Source organism: Stenotrophomonas nitritireducens (assembly GCF_001700965.1).
Lineage (GTDB): Bacteria > Pseudomonadota > Gammaproteobacteria > Xanthomonadales > Xanthomonadaceae > Stenotrophomonas > Stenotrophomonas nitritireducens_A.
Genome location: NZ_CP016756.1, coordinates 1471833 through 1487254, shown reverse-complemented (window position 1 = coordinate 1487254; position 15422 = coordinate 1471833). Strand labels below are relative to the sequence as shown.

Sequence of the window (15422 nt, the reverse complement as noted above, 5' to 3'; positions counted from 1 at the left end):
ATGAGCCAGGACGACACTCCCGACCTCGCCGCGCCACAGGCGGCGGGCAAAATCGCGCCCGAGGCGGTGGCGCTGCGCGCCCAGCCGCGCCCGGTCACGCGACTGAACCGGCGCACGTTGGCCATCCTCGCCGGCGGCCTGTCGATCGCCGTGCTCGGCGCGCTGATGTGGTCGCTGCAACCGCAGCGGCGCGGTGCGGGCGAACAGACCGAGCTTTACAACGTCGATCGCGTGTCGAAATCCGAAGGACTGGATGCGCTGCCGGCGGACTACTCAAAGCTGCCGCCCGCCGTTCCCGAGCTGGGGCCGCCGCTGCCGGGCGATCTCGGCCCGGCCATCGTCAAGTCGCAGCAGCCGGTGACGGCCGCCTATGCAGCCCCCGGCCATGACCCCAACGATGCGCTGCGCAAGGAAGCTGAAGCGGCCGCGGCTTCGTCCGTGTTCTTCCGTTCGGGTGCGCAGGCGGCTGCGCCGGTCGCACAGTCGCAGGTCGCCGCCGCGCCGGGCTTCGCCGCCAATGCGGCGTTCGACCCGATGGCCGCCGGGCCGACCTCGACGGCGGCCCAGCCGGCCGACCCGACCGCCGTGCAGAACCGACAAGACCAGAAAGAGGCTTTCCTGAAAGGCGGTTCCACGGAAACCCGTAATTCCGGCAATCTGACCCTGCCGACCTCGCCGTACCAGGTCATGGCCGGAACGGTGGTCGCCGGTGCGCTGGTGACGGGCATCAAGTCCGACCTGCCGGGTGACGTGATCGCCACGGTGACGGAGCCGGTCTATGACACGGCCACCGGGCGTTTCCTGCTGATTCCGCAGGGTTCGCGCATCCTCGGGCGCTACAACAGCTCGGTCAGCTACGGGCAGAGCCGCGTGCAGGTGGTGTGGAACCGGATCATCCTGCCCGACACGTCATCGCTCACGCTCGACAACCTCGTCGGCACCGATCCGGCCGGGTATGCCGGCCTGGAAGACGACGTGGACTGGCATTGGGATCGCATCTTTGCCGGTGCGGCACTGACCACGCTGCTGGGCATCGGCGCCGAGCTGGCCGCGCCGGAGAACCGCCAGGACGGCGATCGCGTCATCATCGCCGGGCGCGATAGCGCCCAGGACAGCATCAATCAGGTTGGGCAAGAGATGACTCGGCGCAACATGAACATCCAACCCACCTTGACCGAACGACCGGGCCTGCCGGTGCGGATCATCGTGAACCGCGACCTGGTGTTGCGTCCGTACCAGCCGCTCTTTTTCAATAAAGGGAATTCACGATGAGCACGACCAAGAAGCTGCGGCTCGGGCCGCTCCCCAAAACGGAGTCCACGAAGCTGACCATTTTGTGCCCCGCCAGCCTGAAAAGGGACTTGGACCGCTACGCATCGCTCCATACACAGACCTATGGTCAAGCCGTCGATGCGGCGACGCTGATCCCGCACATGCTTGAAGCGTTCATGGCCGGAGACCGGGGATTCAAAAGAGATCGTATATAGACGGAAGTAGCTCGTGACCTAGAAAATAACGGCTGCGCTTGGCCAGAAGTCGCAGCCCGCTTCAGATTTTTGGTCGGCTGCTTCAGGCTGGAAACTGTCATTTTCCTCACACACTTCAAGTAACAAACTGTAGAATCCCCCCTGTTACGCTCTCGTTCAGCTAAGGGCAACAACGGATTGCCTTCAACTGAGCTGCGGCGTCTGGGGAGGAATGCTTTGACAATAGCTACAGGCGCGGCGGAAGTCCTGCTGGTTGCCAACAAACCGGGCCTCACTGAGACAGGGGGCGGACACGGAGCTAAGGGCGTTGACTTTCAGCGATGGTGGGCCGTTCTCAGGATGCTGGAACTGGAGCAGTCCAATGCTCCAGACTTCCTGCTTCTTTTCGAGGCAGTTCAGGACGTCACCGAACTCGATTCAGTCAGCGTTCCAACAAAGGCTGCCATCTACCAAGTAAAGAAGAAGGACAATGGAACTTGGTCCTGGTCGATGCTAACCGGCATCTCAGCACCGAAGCGACCGAAGGCTGCCAAAAAGGTTAAGAGCGCTGCCAGCACTCCCGCCGCACCGAAACCTACTGCCGCCCCAAGCTTCGACAAGGTCGGCGACAGCATCCTAGGTAAGCTCCATCTAAGCTTGACGGCGTTCGAGAAGTTGCCGGCTGAGGGTATCTTCATCTCAAACGCTGGCTGCGACGTTCCACTCGCCTCCGGGGCGAATGCAGCGACATCGCTGCCGTGCGCTCTATCAGACTTGGCGACTGACCATGCGCAGATCCTGACCGACGCGCTCCACACTCTGGGGGCTGCGGGAGCTCCGATTCCAGACCTCAAGAGGGTGCGACTAGCCCGTGTGGCTATTCATCCTGACGATCCGTCGGCGCCGACAGTGACGAAAGCGTTGGAACTGCTTACGCAACGCAGTCCCGGACATGCTGCACAGGCTCAAGCATTCGTAGAGTCGCTCGTCATGAAGGTATCTGCGTTAGGTCGCCGCACGGCGACGTGTGCGACGTTCGCTGATCTGGTTAAAGAACGTGGATTTTCGAGGGCCGAGTTCCACTCGGCACTCAGCTCACTTGCAACCATCCCTGACCGAAACGCGCTCTTTGAGAGCTGGCTCACGAAGCTTCAACAGGAGGGTTTTGACTTTAGGGTGCTTACGACGATGCGAATGGCTGCGGCTAGAACTGCGGCGGAACGACTCACCGGAGCATCGCCTGAAGCCTTCGAGATTGACGCGTTCTGTGACTCCTGGGCGCAGGCAAACGCATGTGGACCAGATCTAAAGCCCTACGTCGATGCTGCGCTGGTCGCGATGAAGGCTCGTTTCGGCCAGTTTAGGGACGAAGAGCTTTTGGCGCGCTTTGTCATGAGGGCAGTGACGATATGAATGGACCCGAGCTGAGACTTCTCGTTCGTAGCCTGAGAACCAAGACCTATGCATCGCTTTCGATTTCAAAACATCTGGCTGCTCTCACTGCGGGACAAGAAAGCTCGCCACGTGAAGTTCCACCCGAGGAAGAACCTCATCAGGGGCCGGAACCACATGGGCAAGACGACACTGATTCGGAGTCTGTTTGAGACCCTAGGTGCCACTCCCCAGGGAACTCTCGAGTCATGGGATAAAGATGCCGTTTCGCTCTTGGAATTCTCGTTCGACGGGAAGCACTTCTTTGTTCTTCATCAGAACGGTCGTCGAGCGCTGTTCAGTGCAGACCGTCAGCTGGTTGCCACAACTAGCAAGTTCGCCGAATGGACGAGAGTTTTCTGTGAAGTTACAAATTTCAATTTAGTATTCTCTGGTAAGAGCGAGTCGGACGTTGTTCCGGCAGACGCTGCCTGTTTCTTCTTGCCCTTTTATGTAAATCAAGACGGAAGCTGGCAGTCCGAGTGGAACACTTTCACTGGCCTCAAGCGCTTCGCAGCGCCATGGACTGCCATCCTCGAGTACTTCACCGGCGTTTGCCCGCCGGCGTACTACGAAGCGCGCGCAAAGAAAGGGCAGCAGTCGCGCGTACTCGATGAGTACCGTCGAGAGCTAAGGTTGCTTGAGCGAACATTGGACCGTTTCAGTCGCACTGTGCCGGTGCACGGGCCGAAGCTGAACGCTGCAAACTTCGAGGCTGAAATCGATCAGTTGACCCGTGAGATCACCGACCTCAACGCTCGCCAAGAGAAGCTCCGGAGTGATGCCGTTCGCGAGCAGGAGTTGCTGACCAGCTTGGACCATCAGACTCGCTTGGCCGATGAGGCGCTAAAGGCTTACAACAGTGACGCGGCATGGATTCGAACGGCAGGAAGTGAGCCGCTCATTTGCCCCACTTGTCACGCAGAGCACAAAAAGCCATTCCTAGATCTGTTGCAGTTTGCAGAGGATGCTCGTGTCCTACGCGAACTAGCTGCGCGCCTTCGCGATGACGCGGCCGTTGTTCGCGCTCGGTGCCAAAAGGCGTTTCGCGAACTCGCTACGCTCAACGAGAGCTACCTTCGGATATCTCGGCTGCTGGACACTAGAAAGGGCGAACTCAAGTTCCAAGATGTGGTCGGAGGTATCGGTGCCGAGGGTGCCTTCGCTGCCTTTGAAGCCGAACGAAAGCAGCTCCAGGGTGCCATTGATGAAGCTGTCTTGGCCGTCGACAAGCTGGATGAGACGATGAAGGATCTGCGGGCCATCAAGCGTACGAAAGCAATCCTTGCCGACTTCAGAGACTTTTACGCCGCAGGCCGGATTGCACTCAAGCTTCCCTCCATTGACGTATCCAAGATGAAGCTCGCGGGGCGGCCCGACCTTTCGGGAAGCGGAGGTCCACGCTCCATATTGGCCTACTACGCGGCGATTTGGCGCACGGCGCACGGCTCTAATGCCACATACGATATTCCAGTGGTCATCGATTCGCCCAACCAGCAGGCGCAAGATGACATCAATCTTCCCGCAGTACTCGAGTTCATCGCTAGGGACTTGCCGGACGATATCCAACTTATCGTAGGTCTTGAGACGACATCAGAGTTTCCATTCGATTATGAACTGCACCTCGAGCGGAAGTACTCGGTCCTCATCGAGGAAGAATGGGATATTACCTACGGCACGGTTGAGCCCTTGCTACAAGCGATGTACGCCAACTTGCTGGCCCACTCGGATAAATCTACGCCTGAACCGCGTTCAACCGATGTCTGATTTGACGAGAGGTTCCAGCTATGAGCCGGTTCAAGCGTGTACACACAGGGAGGCGGAGTGGACTATGATCGTGCAACAAAACTACCGTCTGCTGGCAGATCGTCTCCGATACAGCACGACTCGGCCCTCTAGCGCGACGCTCCCATGTGGCTCCTAGTCCACACAGCCGAAGCTTCGCGGAGCGGCCAGAAATTGAGCTAAACCCGCGCACCATAAAGACTTTTGGCCATCAGGCTGATTTCACTAAACGCTTGACACCGGCCATTTTTTGTGCCACACCGACACGTAGGCAGCACCGTAGCCAGCATCGTAGCCCGGGTAAGCGCAGCGCACCCGGGGCAGTTGGTGCAGCGGCCTTTGTAGTGCCGAGCCATGCTCGGCAGAACAGGTGGCGCGCATTGCTGCGGCGTTCAGCCCTCCCTTTGCCGCAGCTCTGGTGAATGCAGCCCCTTGGCACCGCGCGTGCAGCGCTTTTTGTAGTGCCGAGCCATGCTCGGCAGAGGCTCTACCGGGAAAGTCCCTGCCGAGCATGGCTCGGCACTACAGGTGGCGGGCATTGCTGCGGCATTTAGCCCTCCCTTTGCCGGAGGCAAGGGGAGGGTTGGGAGGGGTGCTCTGGCTTTGCTTTGGCTTTGGCTTTGGCTTCAGCTTCCGCCTTCGCTTGCTTCGCGGCTTACGCCGCTCCTACAACAACGCGTATGCGACCGGCGTTCAGGCGGCTGGATCGGGAGTCGGCAGCGGTAGCGGTTCGGTGCCGGGGGTGAAGACGCCCGGGGTCACGTAGTAACTCAGCATCGCGTCCATCGTTTCGCGGCTGTCGCCTTCCAGATCGAAATGTTCGGGCTGCAGCATTGCGCCGTACAACACGCCGACCAGACAGGCATGCAGGATGCGGGCGAGGGTGTTGATGTTGACGCCGTCGCGCAGCTGGCCCAGTTCCTGCGCGCGCAGCAGGGCGCGGCGGAAAATATCCATTTCCTCGTCGACGCTGTCGCGCTGCAGCTGCTGCATGGCCAGGCTTTCCGCCGACAGGTCATTGCGCAGCATGATTTCCATCATGTCGCGCAGGCGCTGGTCGTGGGCTATCTCGCCTACCGAAATCAGCATCGCCGAGCGCAGGTCCTCGATCGGGGTGCTGCGTTCCGGTGCATAGGCATGGCGCAGGCGGTTGATGAAGTGCACACGCTCGCGGTTGATCATCGCTTCCAGCACTTCGGTCTTGTTCTTGAAGTGCCAATACACCGCACCGCGCGAAACCCCCGCGCGCTCGCCTATCGCCGCCAGCGAGGTACCGGCAACGCCGTGTTCGTGGAAGCAGCCCAGGGCGGCATCCAGGATGCCCTCGCGGGTGGCTAACGCCTCTTGTTTGGTCTTTCTGGCCATTGCGTGGGCAAATGCTGGATGAAACCGGCCTGAATTGTACGCGTTTACAAACATGCGTGTATGTATGTATATTTCCGCGGCTTGCTCTGCAGGGTGGCGGTGCTGTGTGTAGTGGTGGCGGTTGCCACGGCTGTACCCGTAACGTATGCGGTATGGAGGGATATGCGTAGGCATATCTCATGTTCCGCCCGATCCTCGAGCGCCACTTTTCCTCATTGAGCTCCTCACCCATGCCTGCTATCAGTCGCTACCGTCTTGTCGCGCTTTCTCTCGCACTATCCGTCGCGCTTGTTGCCTGCAAGGGCGGCGGCGAGCAGCCGCAGCAAGGCGGGCCTAGCCAGGTCACGGTGGTGACGCTGAAGCCGGAAACCGTCACCTTGACCCGCGAACTGGCCGGCCGTGCAAACGGTTACCAGGTTGCCGAAGTGCGCCCGCAGGTGAGCGGCATCATCGCCAAGCGCCTGTTTACCGAAGGCAGCGTGGTCAAGGCGGGTGAGCCGCTGTACCAGCTGGATGACGCCGCTTACCGGGCACAGGCCAACAGCGCCCGCGCGCAGCTGGCCCGTGCCGAAGCAACCGCCAATGCGGCCCGCCTGGCCGCGCGCCGCAGCGCCGAGCTGGTCAAGTCCAAGGTCATCAGCGTGCAGGACGATGAAAACGCCCAGGCCGCCTGGAAGCAGGCCGAGGCCGACGTGCTGGCCGCGCGCGCATCGTTGGATGCGGCCAATGTGACGCTGGGCTATGCGCGCATCACCGCGCCGATCAGCGGCCAGATCGGCAAGTCCTCGGTTACCCAGGGCGCGCTGGTCAGCGCTGGCCAGGCTGAGCCGCTGGCCACCATCAACCAGCTCGACCCGATCTATATCGACGTCACCCAGTCCTCGGCCGAGCTGCTGCAGCTGCGCCGCGAACTGGCCGCCGGCCGCCTGGAGGGTGCTTCGGAACTGCCGGTCGACATCGTGCTTGAAGACGGCAGCACCTATGCCCACAAGGGCAAGCTGGAGTTCTCCGAAGTCAGCGTTGATCCGACCACCGGCAGCTATCTCATGCGCGTGCGGGTGGAAAACCCGGACCAGATACTGATGCCCGGCATGTTCGTGCGTGCGGTGCTGGGCAGCGGTGTGCGCCCGAATGCGCTGCTGGTGCCGATGCAGGGCATTGCGCGTGATCCCAAGGGAGATACCTCGGCGATGGTGGTCGATGCCGACGGCAAGGTTGCCGTTCGCCCGGTCAAGGTCAGCCGCACCATCGGTGACAAGTGGCTGGTCGAAGACGGCCTGAAGGCTGGCGACAAGGTCATCGTCGAAGGCCTGCAGAAGATCGGCCCGGGGATGCCGGTACAGGCCACCGAGAAGGGTGCCGAAGCCGCCAAGCCTGCCGCCGCGCCTGCCGCGGCGCCGGCTGCCAAGCAGTAAGCGGAGAAATACATGGCTCGCTTCTTTATCGACAGGCCCATCTTTGCGTGGGTCATTGCCATCATCATCATGCTTGCCGGTGCGCTGGCCATGATCAAGCTGCCGATCTCGATGTATCCCGAGGTCGCGCCGCCTGCGGTGTCCATTTCCGCCAACTACCCGGGCGCTTCGGCCAAGGTGGTGGAGGATTCGGTAACGCAGATCATCGAGCAGAACATGAAGGGCCTGGACGGCCTGATGTACTTCTCCTCCAACAGCTCCTCCAACGGCCAGGCCAGCATCACCCTGACCTTCCAGAGCGGCACCGATTCGGACATTGCCCAGGTGCAGGTGCAGAACAAGCTGCAGCTGGCCATGCCGTTGCTGCCGCAGGAAGTGCAGCGCCAGGGCATCAATGTCGCCAAGTCCAGCTCGGGCTTCCTCAACGTGCTGGGCTTCGTCTCCGAAGACGGCAGCATGGATGAGAACGACATCTCCGACTATGTGGGTACCAACATCGTCGACCCGCTCAGCCGCGTGCCGGGTGTGGGCTCGATCCAGGTGTTCGGCGGCAAGTACGCCATGCGCATCTGGCTGGACCCGACCAAGCTGCAGACCTACAAGGTATCGGTCAGCGAAGTGACCGCCGCGGTGCAGGCGCAGAACGCGCAGGTTGCAGTGGGTCAGCTGGGCGGTGCGCCAGCGGTGAAGGGCCAGCAGCTCAACGCCACCATCAACGCGCAGGACCGCCTGCAGACACCGGAGCAGTTCCGCAACATTGTTGTGCGTACCGAAACCGATGGCTCCACGCTGAAGCTGGGCGACGTTGCCCGCGTCGAGCTGGGCGCGGAAACCTACGACTTCGTCACCCGCTACAACGGCAAGCCGGCCTCGGGCCTGGCCATCACCCTGGCCACCGGTGCCAACGCGCTGGAAACCGCCGAGGGCGTCAGCAAGACCCTGGACGAACTGCGTGCCAACTTCCCGGCCGGGCTGAAGGCGGTGATCCCGTACGACACCACCCCGTTCGTGAAGGTGTCGATCAAGGGCGTGGTCAAGACGCTGCTTGAAGCCATCGTGCTGGTGTTCGTGGTGATGTACCTGTTCCTGCAGAACTTCCGCGCCACTTTGATCCCAACCATCGCCGTGCCTGTGGTGTTGCTGGGTACCTTCGGCATCCTTTCGGTGCTGGGTTTCTCGATCAACATGCTGACCATGTTCGCGATGGTGCTGGCGATCGGTCTATTGGTGGATGACGCCATCGTGGTGGTGGAGAACGTCGAGCGCATCATGTCCGAGGAAGGACTGTCACCACTGGAAGCCACCCGCAAATCGATGAGCCAGATCACCGGCGCGTTGGTCGGCATCGGCCTGGTGCTGTCGGCGGTATTCGTGCCGATGGCCTTCATGAGCGGCTCCACCGGCGTCATCTATCGACAGTTCTCGGCAACGATCGTGTCGGCGATGGCCTTGTCGGTGCTGGTCGCCATCGTGCTGACCCCGGCACTGTGCGCCACCATGCTCAAGCCGCTGAAGAAGGGCGAGCACCACGTTGCGCACAAGGGTATCTCGGGCCGTTTCTTCACCTGGTTCAACAACGGCTTTGACCGCACCAGCGGCACCTACCAGCGTGGCGTGCGCGGCATCCTCAATCGTCCGGGCCGCTTCATGGCGGTGTTCCTGGCGCTGGCGGTGGTGATGGGCCTGTTGTTCGTCCGCCTGCCCAGCTCGTTCCTGCCCAACGAAGACCAGGGCATCCTGATGGCGCTGGTCAACGCGCCGGTGGGTGCCACCCAGGAACGTACCCTGGAGTCGATCTACAAGCTGGAAGACCACTTCCTCAACAACGAGAAGGATGCCGTCGAGTCGGTGTTCTCGGTGCAGGGCTTCAGCTTCTCGGGCATGGGCCAGAACTCGGGCATGGCCTTCGTCAAGCTCAAGGACTGGCATGAGCGCAGTGCCGACCAGGGCGTCGGCCCGATCACCGGCCGCGCAATGGCCGCGCTTGGCCAGATCAAGGACGCCTTCATCTTCGCCTTCCCGCCGCCGGCCATGCCGGAACTGGGTATCGCCTCGGGTTACACCTTCTTCCTGAAGGACAACAGCGGCGCCGGCCATGATGCGCTGGTCAATGCACGCAACCAGCTGTTGGGTGCGGCCGGGCAGAGCAAGCTGCTGGCCAATGTGCGCCCGAACGGTCTGGACGACACCCCGCAGCTGCGTCTGGACATCGACGTGGCCAAGGCCGGTGCGCATGGGCTGTCGCTGGATGCGATCAACGGCACCCTGGCCACTGCCTGGGGTTCGAGCTATGTCGATGACTTCATCGACCGTGGCCGGGTCAAGCGCGTCTACGTGCAGGCCGATGATCCGTTCCGCATGAACCCGGAAGACTTCAACCTGTGGACGGTGAAGAACAACGTCGGCGAGATGGTGCCGTTCTCGGCCTTCGCCAGCCAGCGTTGGGATTACGGCTCGCCGCGCCTGGAGCGCTACAACGGTGTCTCCGCACTGGAAATCCAGGGCGAAGCCGCACCGGGTGTGGCCTCGGGTGACGCCATGCTGGAAGTGGAGAAGCTGGCCAAGCAGTTGCCGCCGGGCTTCAGCATCGAGTGGACGGCCGTGTCCTACCAGGAACGCGAGGCCGGTTCGCAGACGCCGCTGCTGTACACGCTGTCGCTGCTGATCGTGTTCCTGTGCTTGGCTGCACTGTATGAAAGCTGGAGCGTGCCGACCGCGGTGCTGATGGTTGCGCCGCTGGGTATTCTCGGCGCGGTGCTGGCCAACACCATGCGCGGCATGGAGCGTGATGTGTACTTCCAGGTGGCGATGTTGACCACGGTGGGCCTGACCTCGAAGAACGCGATCCTGATCGTCGAGTTCGCCAAGGAGCATCTGGAGAAGGGTGCGGGCGTGATCGAAGCGACGATGCATGCAGTCCGCGATCGTCTGCGTCCGATCATCATGACCTCGCTGGCCTTCGGCCTGGGTGTGCTGCCGTTGGCCATCGCCTCTGGTGCGGGTTCGGGTGCGCAGCGGGCCATTGGTACCGGCGTGCTCGGTGGCATGGTGGTAGGCACCTTGCTGGGCCTGTTCTTCATCCCGCTGTTCTTCGTGGTGGTGCAGCGGGTATTCAACCGCAAGCAACTGGCCAGGAACGGCGACCTGCCGCCGCAGTAAGCGGGCAGGGCAGCAACATGCAGAAGGCGCCGAAAGGCGCCTTTTGTTCTTTTGCAGGTTTGTAAGTTTGTAGGAGCGGCGTAAGCCGCGAAGCTGACAATTGCTCAGATGATCCACATCCCGACGACTTCAGCGATGCGAGCTTCGCGGCTTACGCCGTTCCCACAAAAAACCAGCCAGGTAGTGCCGAGCCATGCTCTGCAGGGGCTTTCCCAACACATCCGGAACTTTGTAGGAGCGGCGTAAGCCGCGAAGCTGGCGATGCCCAGAAAGACTCAAGAGCCAACCCCTCCCCAGCCCTCCCCTTGGCCTTCGGCCAAAGGGAGGGGGCAAATTCTTCGGCGAAAAGGAGGGGGCGTAGTGCCGAGCCATGCTCGGCAGAGCCTTCAGCGATAATGCCCCGGCCGAGCATGGCTCGGCACTACAAAAACCGGGCAAAAAAAAACCGGGCAAGCCCGGTTCTCTTTAAACTTCGTCTTCTGCCAGCTCGAGTAACTGAGCCTCTTCAACCGCGCCCAGACTCTGGGCAAATACCGCCAAACGGTTGCATAACTCGGCCTGATGCTCGGGGAAGGCTCTTACCAGTTCACGTTGAATCTGTTGGTAAGCATCCCAGAACGGTGCCGTGCAGCGATGTTGTTCGTACTGCTGTCGCAATTGCTCCCCAGCCAGCTGGAGTGATCGGCGACTGCTTTGTTGGATGGGCGTCGTATACATCGCTTCACCTCGATGGCAGTGCCCCTGTACCCCGAGCATAGCGTGCTTTGTCTTACGATCCAGCTACAGCGTCTAATTCCCTGATGAGACAGCAGGCGGGCTGTTCACATTCGGACGGGTTATTCCCCGATATCTTCATTCCATATGTCAGGGTTCTCGGCGATATACCGGCCCATCATCTCGATACAGCCGGCATCGTTCAGGTCAATCACATTGATCCCGTTTTCCCTGAGCCAGCCAATGCCCCCGGCAAAACTGACCGATTCGCCGACCACCACGGTGCCGATATTGAACTGCCGCACCAGCCCGCTGCAGTACCAGCACGGGGCCAGGGTGGTGACCATGATGGTATTGCGGTAGCCGCGCTGACGGCCGGCCTTGCGGAAGGCGTCGGTTTCGCCGTGGATGGAGGGGTCATCCTCCTGGATGCGGCGGTTGTGGCCGCAGCCGAGCAGTCGGCCATCATTGTGGTACAGGGCGGCGCCGATCGGGATGCCGCCTTCGGCCAGGCCCTGGCGGGCCTCGGCAATGGCGGTTTCAAGCAGGGCGCGGTAGTCCGGGGTAGTGATCATGCAAGGTCCTCATGGTGCTTGTGCGGACCATCATAACGGCCGGATTCAGGCTGCCGGCGCCGCAGCCGGGCTGTCGGTGCGATAATCGTGGTCATGAGCGAATCCCCCTACAAGACCGGCACCACCCACTTCGGCTTCCGCGATGTACCGGCCAAGGACAAGCAGAAGCTTGTCGGCCAGGTGTTCACTTCCGTGGCCGACAACTACGATGTGATGAACGACCTGATGAGCCTGGGTATTCACCGGCTGTGGAAGCGCTACTTCGTAGCCACCGCGCAGGTGAAGCCGGGTGACCGGGTGCTGGATCTGGCCGGCGGGACCGGCGATATTGCCGTGCTGCTGAAGGAGCGCATCGGCAGCGAAGGCAGCGTGGTATTGGGTGACATCAACGCCGGCATGCTGTCGGTGGGCCGTGACCGGCTGACCAACCGTGGCCAGGTAGCGGGCTTCGAGTGGGTACAGCTCAACGCCGAGGCGCTGCCGTTCCCGGACCAGAGCTTCGATCTGGTGACCATTTCCTTCGGCCTGCGCAATGTCACCGACAAGGAAGCGGCGCTGCGCGAGATGTACCGCGTACTGAAGGTGGGCGGGCAGGCGCGCGTGCTGGAGTTCTCGGAAGTGACCGTGGACTGGTTCAAGCCGATTTACGACTTCCATTCGTTCAAGGTGCTGCCGAAGCTGGGCAAGCTGTTCGCGCGCGGCGATGCCGACAGCTACCAGTACCTGGCCGAGAGCATCCGCAAGCATCCGCCGCAGGAAGAACTGAAGGCGATGATGAGCGAGGCCGGTTTTGGCCGTTGCCATTACAAGAACCTGAGCGCGGGCATTGTTTCCATCCATTCCGGTTACAAGCTTTGAGGCTTGGTTGCCGGGTGTGTTGAGGAAAGGGCGGCCATTGGCCGCCTTTTTTGTATGTGGGGTGGCGGTTTTTTTAGTCGTTGGCTTTGCTGGTAAAGCCCCTGCCGGGCATGGCTCGGCACTACGCTTCTGCCCCCTCCCTTTGGCCGCAGGCCAAGGGGAGGGCTGGGGAGGGGTTGGCTTTTCAGCTTTTGCCCCTGCTGGTAAGGCCGTTGCCGAGCATGGCTCGGCACTACCGTGGTCCGTGAGCTGATTCACGCATCCCGGCAGCTTCCGCAAAGCCTGCGGGGGAGTCGCTTGCCGCACTGCCGCATCCGCCACGGGCTTTCGGGTTTAAAATCGCCAGTTATCCCCTGAACCGGTTCCAGATCAATGCGTTCTTCGTTCCTGATGCTGCCCCTGGCCGTGGCGCTTGTCGCCGGCTGTGCCAAGGAGCCTGCAGCTCCCACCGTCGACCCCGTCGCCCAGAAGCCCGCCGCCGCCGTGAATACCGTCAGCCGCAGCCACGATGAAAGCTCCTACGCAGAACCCGACAAGGTCGTCATCAAGGACTTGGCGCTGGATCTGAAGGTTGATTTCGACGCCAAGCAGATCGGCGGTACCGCCACCTACACGCTGGAGTGGAAGGACAAGGCAGCCAAGCAGCTGCTGCTTGATACCCGCGAGCTGAGCGTTGAAAAGGTCGAGGCGCTGGCCGCCGATGGCACCGCCACCCCGCTGCAGTTCGAACTCGCGCCGGCCGACAAGGTGTTCGGCAGCAAGCTGAGCATCGAAACCCCGGACCAGCCGACCTCGGTGCGCATCACCTACCACACCGCGCCGACCGCCTCCGGCCTGCAGTGGCTGGACCCGGCCATGACCGAGGGCAAGAAGCTGCCCTTCATGTTCAGCCAGTCGCAGGCCATCCACGCCCGTTCGTGGGTGCCGCTGCAGGACACTCCGAGCGTCCGCTTTACCTATAGCGCGCACGTCAGCAGCCGCCCGGACGTGATGGTGCTGATGAGCGCCGACAACGATCCCAAGGCCGCACGTGATGGCGATTACGCCTTCAAGATGCCGCAGCCGATCCCGTCCTACCTGCTGGCCATCGCCGCCGGTGACCTGGTGTTCGAGCCGATCTCCGAGCGTTCCGGCGTGTGGGCCGAGCCGGCCATGGTCACCAAGGCCGCCAAGGAGTTCGAAGACACCGAGAAGATGATTGGTGCCGCCGAGAACCTGTACGGCGAATACCGTTGGGGCCGTTACGACATGCTGGTGCTGCCGCCGTCGTTCCCGTTCGGCGGCATGGAAAACCCGCGCCTGACCTTCGCCACCCCGACCGTGATCGTGGGCGACAAGTCGCTGGTGTCGCTGGTCGCGCACGAACTGGCCCACAGCTGGTCCGGCAACCTGGTGACCAACGCCAGCTGGAAGGACATCTGGCTCAACGAAGGTTTCACCACCTACGTGCAGGGCCGCATCACCGAGGCGCTGTATGGCACGGAGATGGCCGAGATGGAGCGCGAGATCGACCAGACCGATCTGCTCAACGAAGTGAAGGACATGAGCCCGGCCGACCAGGCACTGGCCCTGCCGCCGTTGAACGAGCGTGACCCGGACGAAGCGCTGAGCCAGGTGGCTTACGTCAAGGGCGCGTGGTTCCTGCAGTTCCTGGAGCAGCGTTTTGGTCGTGCGGTGTTTGATCCGTTCCTGCGTGGCTGGTTCGACGACCATGCGTTCCAGAGCGCCAATACCGACCAGTTCGTCGAGTACATGAAGAAGAACCTGCTGCCGAAGAACCCTTCGGCGGTGACCGATGCCGAGCTGAAGGCATGGCTGGAAGAGCCGGGTATTCCGGCATTCGCCAGCAAGGCGCGTTCGCGCAACTTCGCCGTGGTGGACACTGCGCGCATTGCCTTCCTGGGCAGCAGCGCGCTGCCGAGCAACCAGGTAACGCGTGAGTGGAACACTCAGGAATGGGTGCGCTTCATTGACGGCCTGGGCGCCACCCAGCCGATCGAGAAGCTGGCGGCGCTGGACAAGGGTTACCACTTCACCGGTACGCCGAACGGCGAAATCGCGATGCGTTGGTACCCGCTGGCCATCCGCAGCGGCTACACCGATGCGCAGGCCGCAGCCGGTGAGTTCATCCAGCGCGTGGGCCGCCGCAAGCTGGTGCTGCCGATCTATGCCGAGCTGCTGAAGACGCCGGAAGGCCTGGCCTTCGCCAAGGAAGTGTTTGCCAAGGCCAAGCCGGGCTATCACCCGATCACCACCGCCTCGGTGGAAGACATGATCGCCAAGGCCGAAGCCGCACCGAAGCAGGAAGCTGCGCCGAAGCAGTAATCGGCGTCCGCACGCTTCAACGCAAACGGCGAGCTTTGGCTCGCCGTTTGTTTTTGTGTTGCCGTGAACCGCAGGAATTGCACGGGCGCCAAGGATTCCGTAGCCCGGGTAAGCGCAGCGCACCCGGGGCTGTTCGCGCGGCGCTTTTTTGTAGAGCCGAGCCATGCTCGGCTGTGGCTTTACCGATGAGGCCTCTGCCGAGCATGGCTCGGCACTACAGGGTGGGGGCTTTGTTGAACAGGTTGTACGACGGTCCAACGCGCGTCGGCTTCCGGCGCGGAGCTTTTTTTGTAGAGCCGAGCCATGCTCGGCTGGGGCTCTATCGGTGA

Annotated in this window: 11 protein-coding genes; 8 read left to right on the top strand and 3 right to left on the bottom strand. The window is 61.8% G+C overall.

What is annotated here, in order from left to right:
* The 4 genes from BCV67_RS06250 (at position 1) to BCV67_RS06235 (ending at position 4664) form a co-directional block, all read left to right on the top strand.
* Entirely contained in the window at positions 1–1272 is a 1272-nt protein-coding gene (locus BCV67_RS06250; protein ID WP_062166941.1) for a TrbI/VirB10 family protein, read from the top strand.
* On the top strand, positions 1269–1487 hold the full coding sequence (locus BCV67_RS06245) for a DUF2274 domain-containing protein (protein ID WP_062166940.1): 219 nt from the start codon (positions 1269–1271) through the stop codon (positions 1485–1487). The genes BCV67_RS06250 and BCV67_RS06245 overlap by 4 nt, the downstream gene beginning before the upstream one ends.
* A gap of 216 nt (positions 1488–1703) precedes the next feature.
* Complete coding sequence (locus BCV67_RS06240; protein ID WP_065868058.1) at positions 1704–2879, top strand: dsDNA nuclease domain-containing protein; 1176 nt, start codon at positions 1704–1706, stop codon at positions 2877–2879.
* A gap of 156 nt (positions 2880–3035) precedes the next feature.
* Positions 3036–4664, top strand: coding sequence for a hypothetical protein (locus tag BCV67_RS06235; RefSeq protein ID WP_197430074.1), 1629 nt, complete (start codon positions 3036–3038; stop codon positions 4662–4664).
* A gap of 711 nt (positions 4665–5375) precedes the next feature.
* Here the strand turns inward: BCV67_RS06235 and BCV67_RS06230 are convergent.
* The gene (locus tag BCV67_RS06230) at positions 5376–6047 is read right to left on the bottom strand and encodes a TetR family transcriptional regulator (RefSeq protein ID WP_062166937.1); all 672 of its coding nucleotides are present in this window, start codon (positions 6045–6047) and stop codon (positions 5376–5378) included.
* Between the two features lie 230 nt (positions 6048–6277).
* On the opposite strand from BCV67_RS06230, the gene BCV67_RS06225 reads away from it, so the two are divergent.
* Positions 6278–7462 carry an efflux RND transporter periplasmic adaptor subunit gene (locus tag BCV67_RS06225; RefSeq protein ID WP_062166936.1) on the top strand — a complete coding sequence of 395 codons (1185 nt, stop codon included), beginning with the start codon at positions 6278–6280 and terminating at the stop codon, positions 7460–7462.
* A gap of 12 nt (positions 7463–7474) precedes the next feature.
* Positions 7475–10621, top strand: a complete 3147-nt coding sequence (gene smeE / locus BCV67_RS06220; protein WP_062166935.1) for a multidrug efflux RND transporter permease subunit SmeE — start codon at positions 7475–7477, stop codon at positions 10619–10621.
* Positions 10622–11086: 465 nt separating this feature from the next.
* Here smeE and BCV67_RS06215 read toward each other — a convergent pair whose 3' ends face one another.
* Together BCV67_RS06215 and BCV67_RS06210 are read right to left on the bottom strand one after the other, a co-directional pair.
* Positions 11087–11338 (bottom strand): hypothetical protein, encoded by a 252-nt coding sequence (locus BCV67_RS06215; RefSeq protein WP_062171467.1) that lies wholly within the window; start codon positions 11336–11338, stop codon positions 11087–11089.
* 119 nt (positions 11339–11457) lie between these two features.
* Positions 11458–11910, bottom strand: a complete 453-nt coding sequence (locus BCV67_RS06210; protein WP_062166934.1) for a nucleoside deaminase — start codon at positions 11908–11910, stop codon at positions 11458–11460.
* A gap of 93 nt (positions 11911–12003) precedes the next feature.
* Here BCV67_RS06210 and ubiE point away from each other — a divergent pair, with 93 nt between their 5' ends.
* Entirely contained in the window at positions 12004–12768 is a 765-nt protein-coding gene (gene ubiE / locus BCV67_RS06205; protein WP_062166933.1) for a bifunctional demethylmenaquinone methyltransferase/2-methoxy-6-polyprenyl-1,4-benzoquinol methylase UbiE, read from the top strand.
* Positions 12769–13140: 372 nt separating this feature from the next.
* Positions 13141–15093: a M1 family metallopeptidase gene (locus BCV67_RS06200; RefSeq protein ID WP_062166932.1), complete on the top strand. Its 1953-nt coding sequence runs from the start codon at positions 13141–13143 to the stop codon at positions 15091–15093.
* Positions 15094–15422 lie beyond the last annotated feature (329 nt).

Excerpts from the sequence above, each read along its gene's own strand:
- ubiE (WP_062166933.1), top strand. The coding sequence starts at position 12,004 with ATGAGCGAATCCCCCTACAAGACCGGCACCACCCACTTCGGCTTCCGC.
- BCV67_RS06225 (WP_062166936.1), top strand. The coding sequence starts at position 6,278 with ATGCCTGCTATCAGTCGCTACCGTCTTGTCGCGCTTTCTCTCGCACTA.
- BCV67_RS06215 (WP_062171467.1), bottom strand. The coding sequence starts at position 11,338 with ATGTATACGACGCCCATCCAACAAAGCAGTCGCCGATCACTCCAGCTG.
- BCV67_RS06235 (WP_197430074.1), top strand. The coding sequence starts at position 3,036 with ATGGGCAAGACGACACTGATTCGGAGTCTGTTTGAGACCCTAGGTGCC.
- BCV67_RS06230 (WP_062166937.1), bottom strand. The coding sequence starts at position 6,047 with ATGGCCAGAAAGACCAAACAAGAGGCGTTAGCCACCCGCGAGGGCATC.
- BCV67_RS06250 (WP_062166941.1), top strand. The coding sequence starts at position 1 with ATGAGCCAGGACGACACTCCCGACCTCGCCGCGCCACAGGCGGCGGGC.
- BCV67_RS06200 (WP_062166932.1), top strand. The coding sequence starts at position 13,141 with ATGCGTTCTTCGTTCCTGATGCTGCCCCTGGCCGTGGCGCTTGTCGCC.
- BCV67_RS06210 (WP_062166934.1), bottom strand. The coding sequence starts at position 11,910 with ATGATCACTACCCCGGACTACCGCGCCCTGCTTGAAACCGCCATTGCC.
- smeE (WP_062166935.1), top strand. The coding sequence starts at position 7,475 with ATGGCTCGCTTCTTTATCGACAGGCCCATCTTTGCGTGGGTCATTGCC.
- BCV67_RS06245 (WP_062166940.1), top strand. The coding sequence starts at position 1,269 with ATGAGCACGACCAAGAAGCTGCGGCTCGGGCCGCTCCCCAAAACGGAG.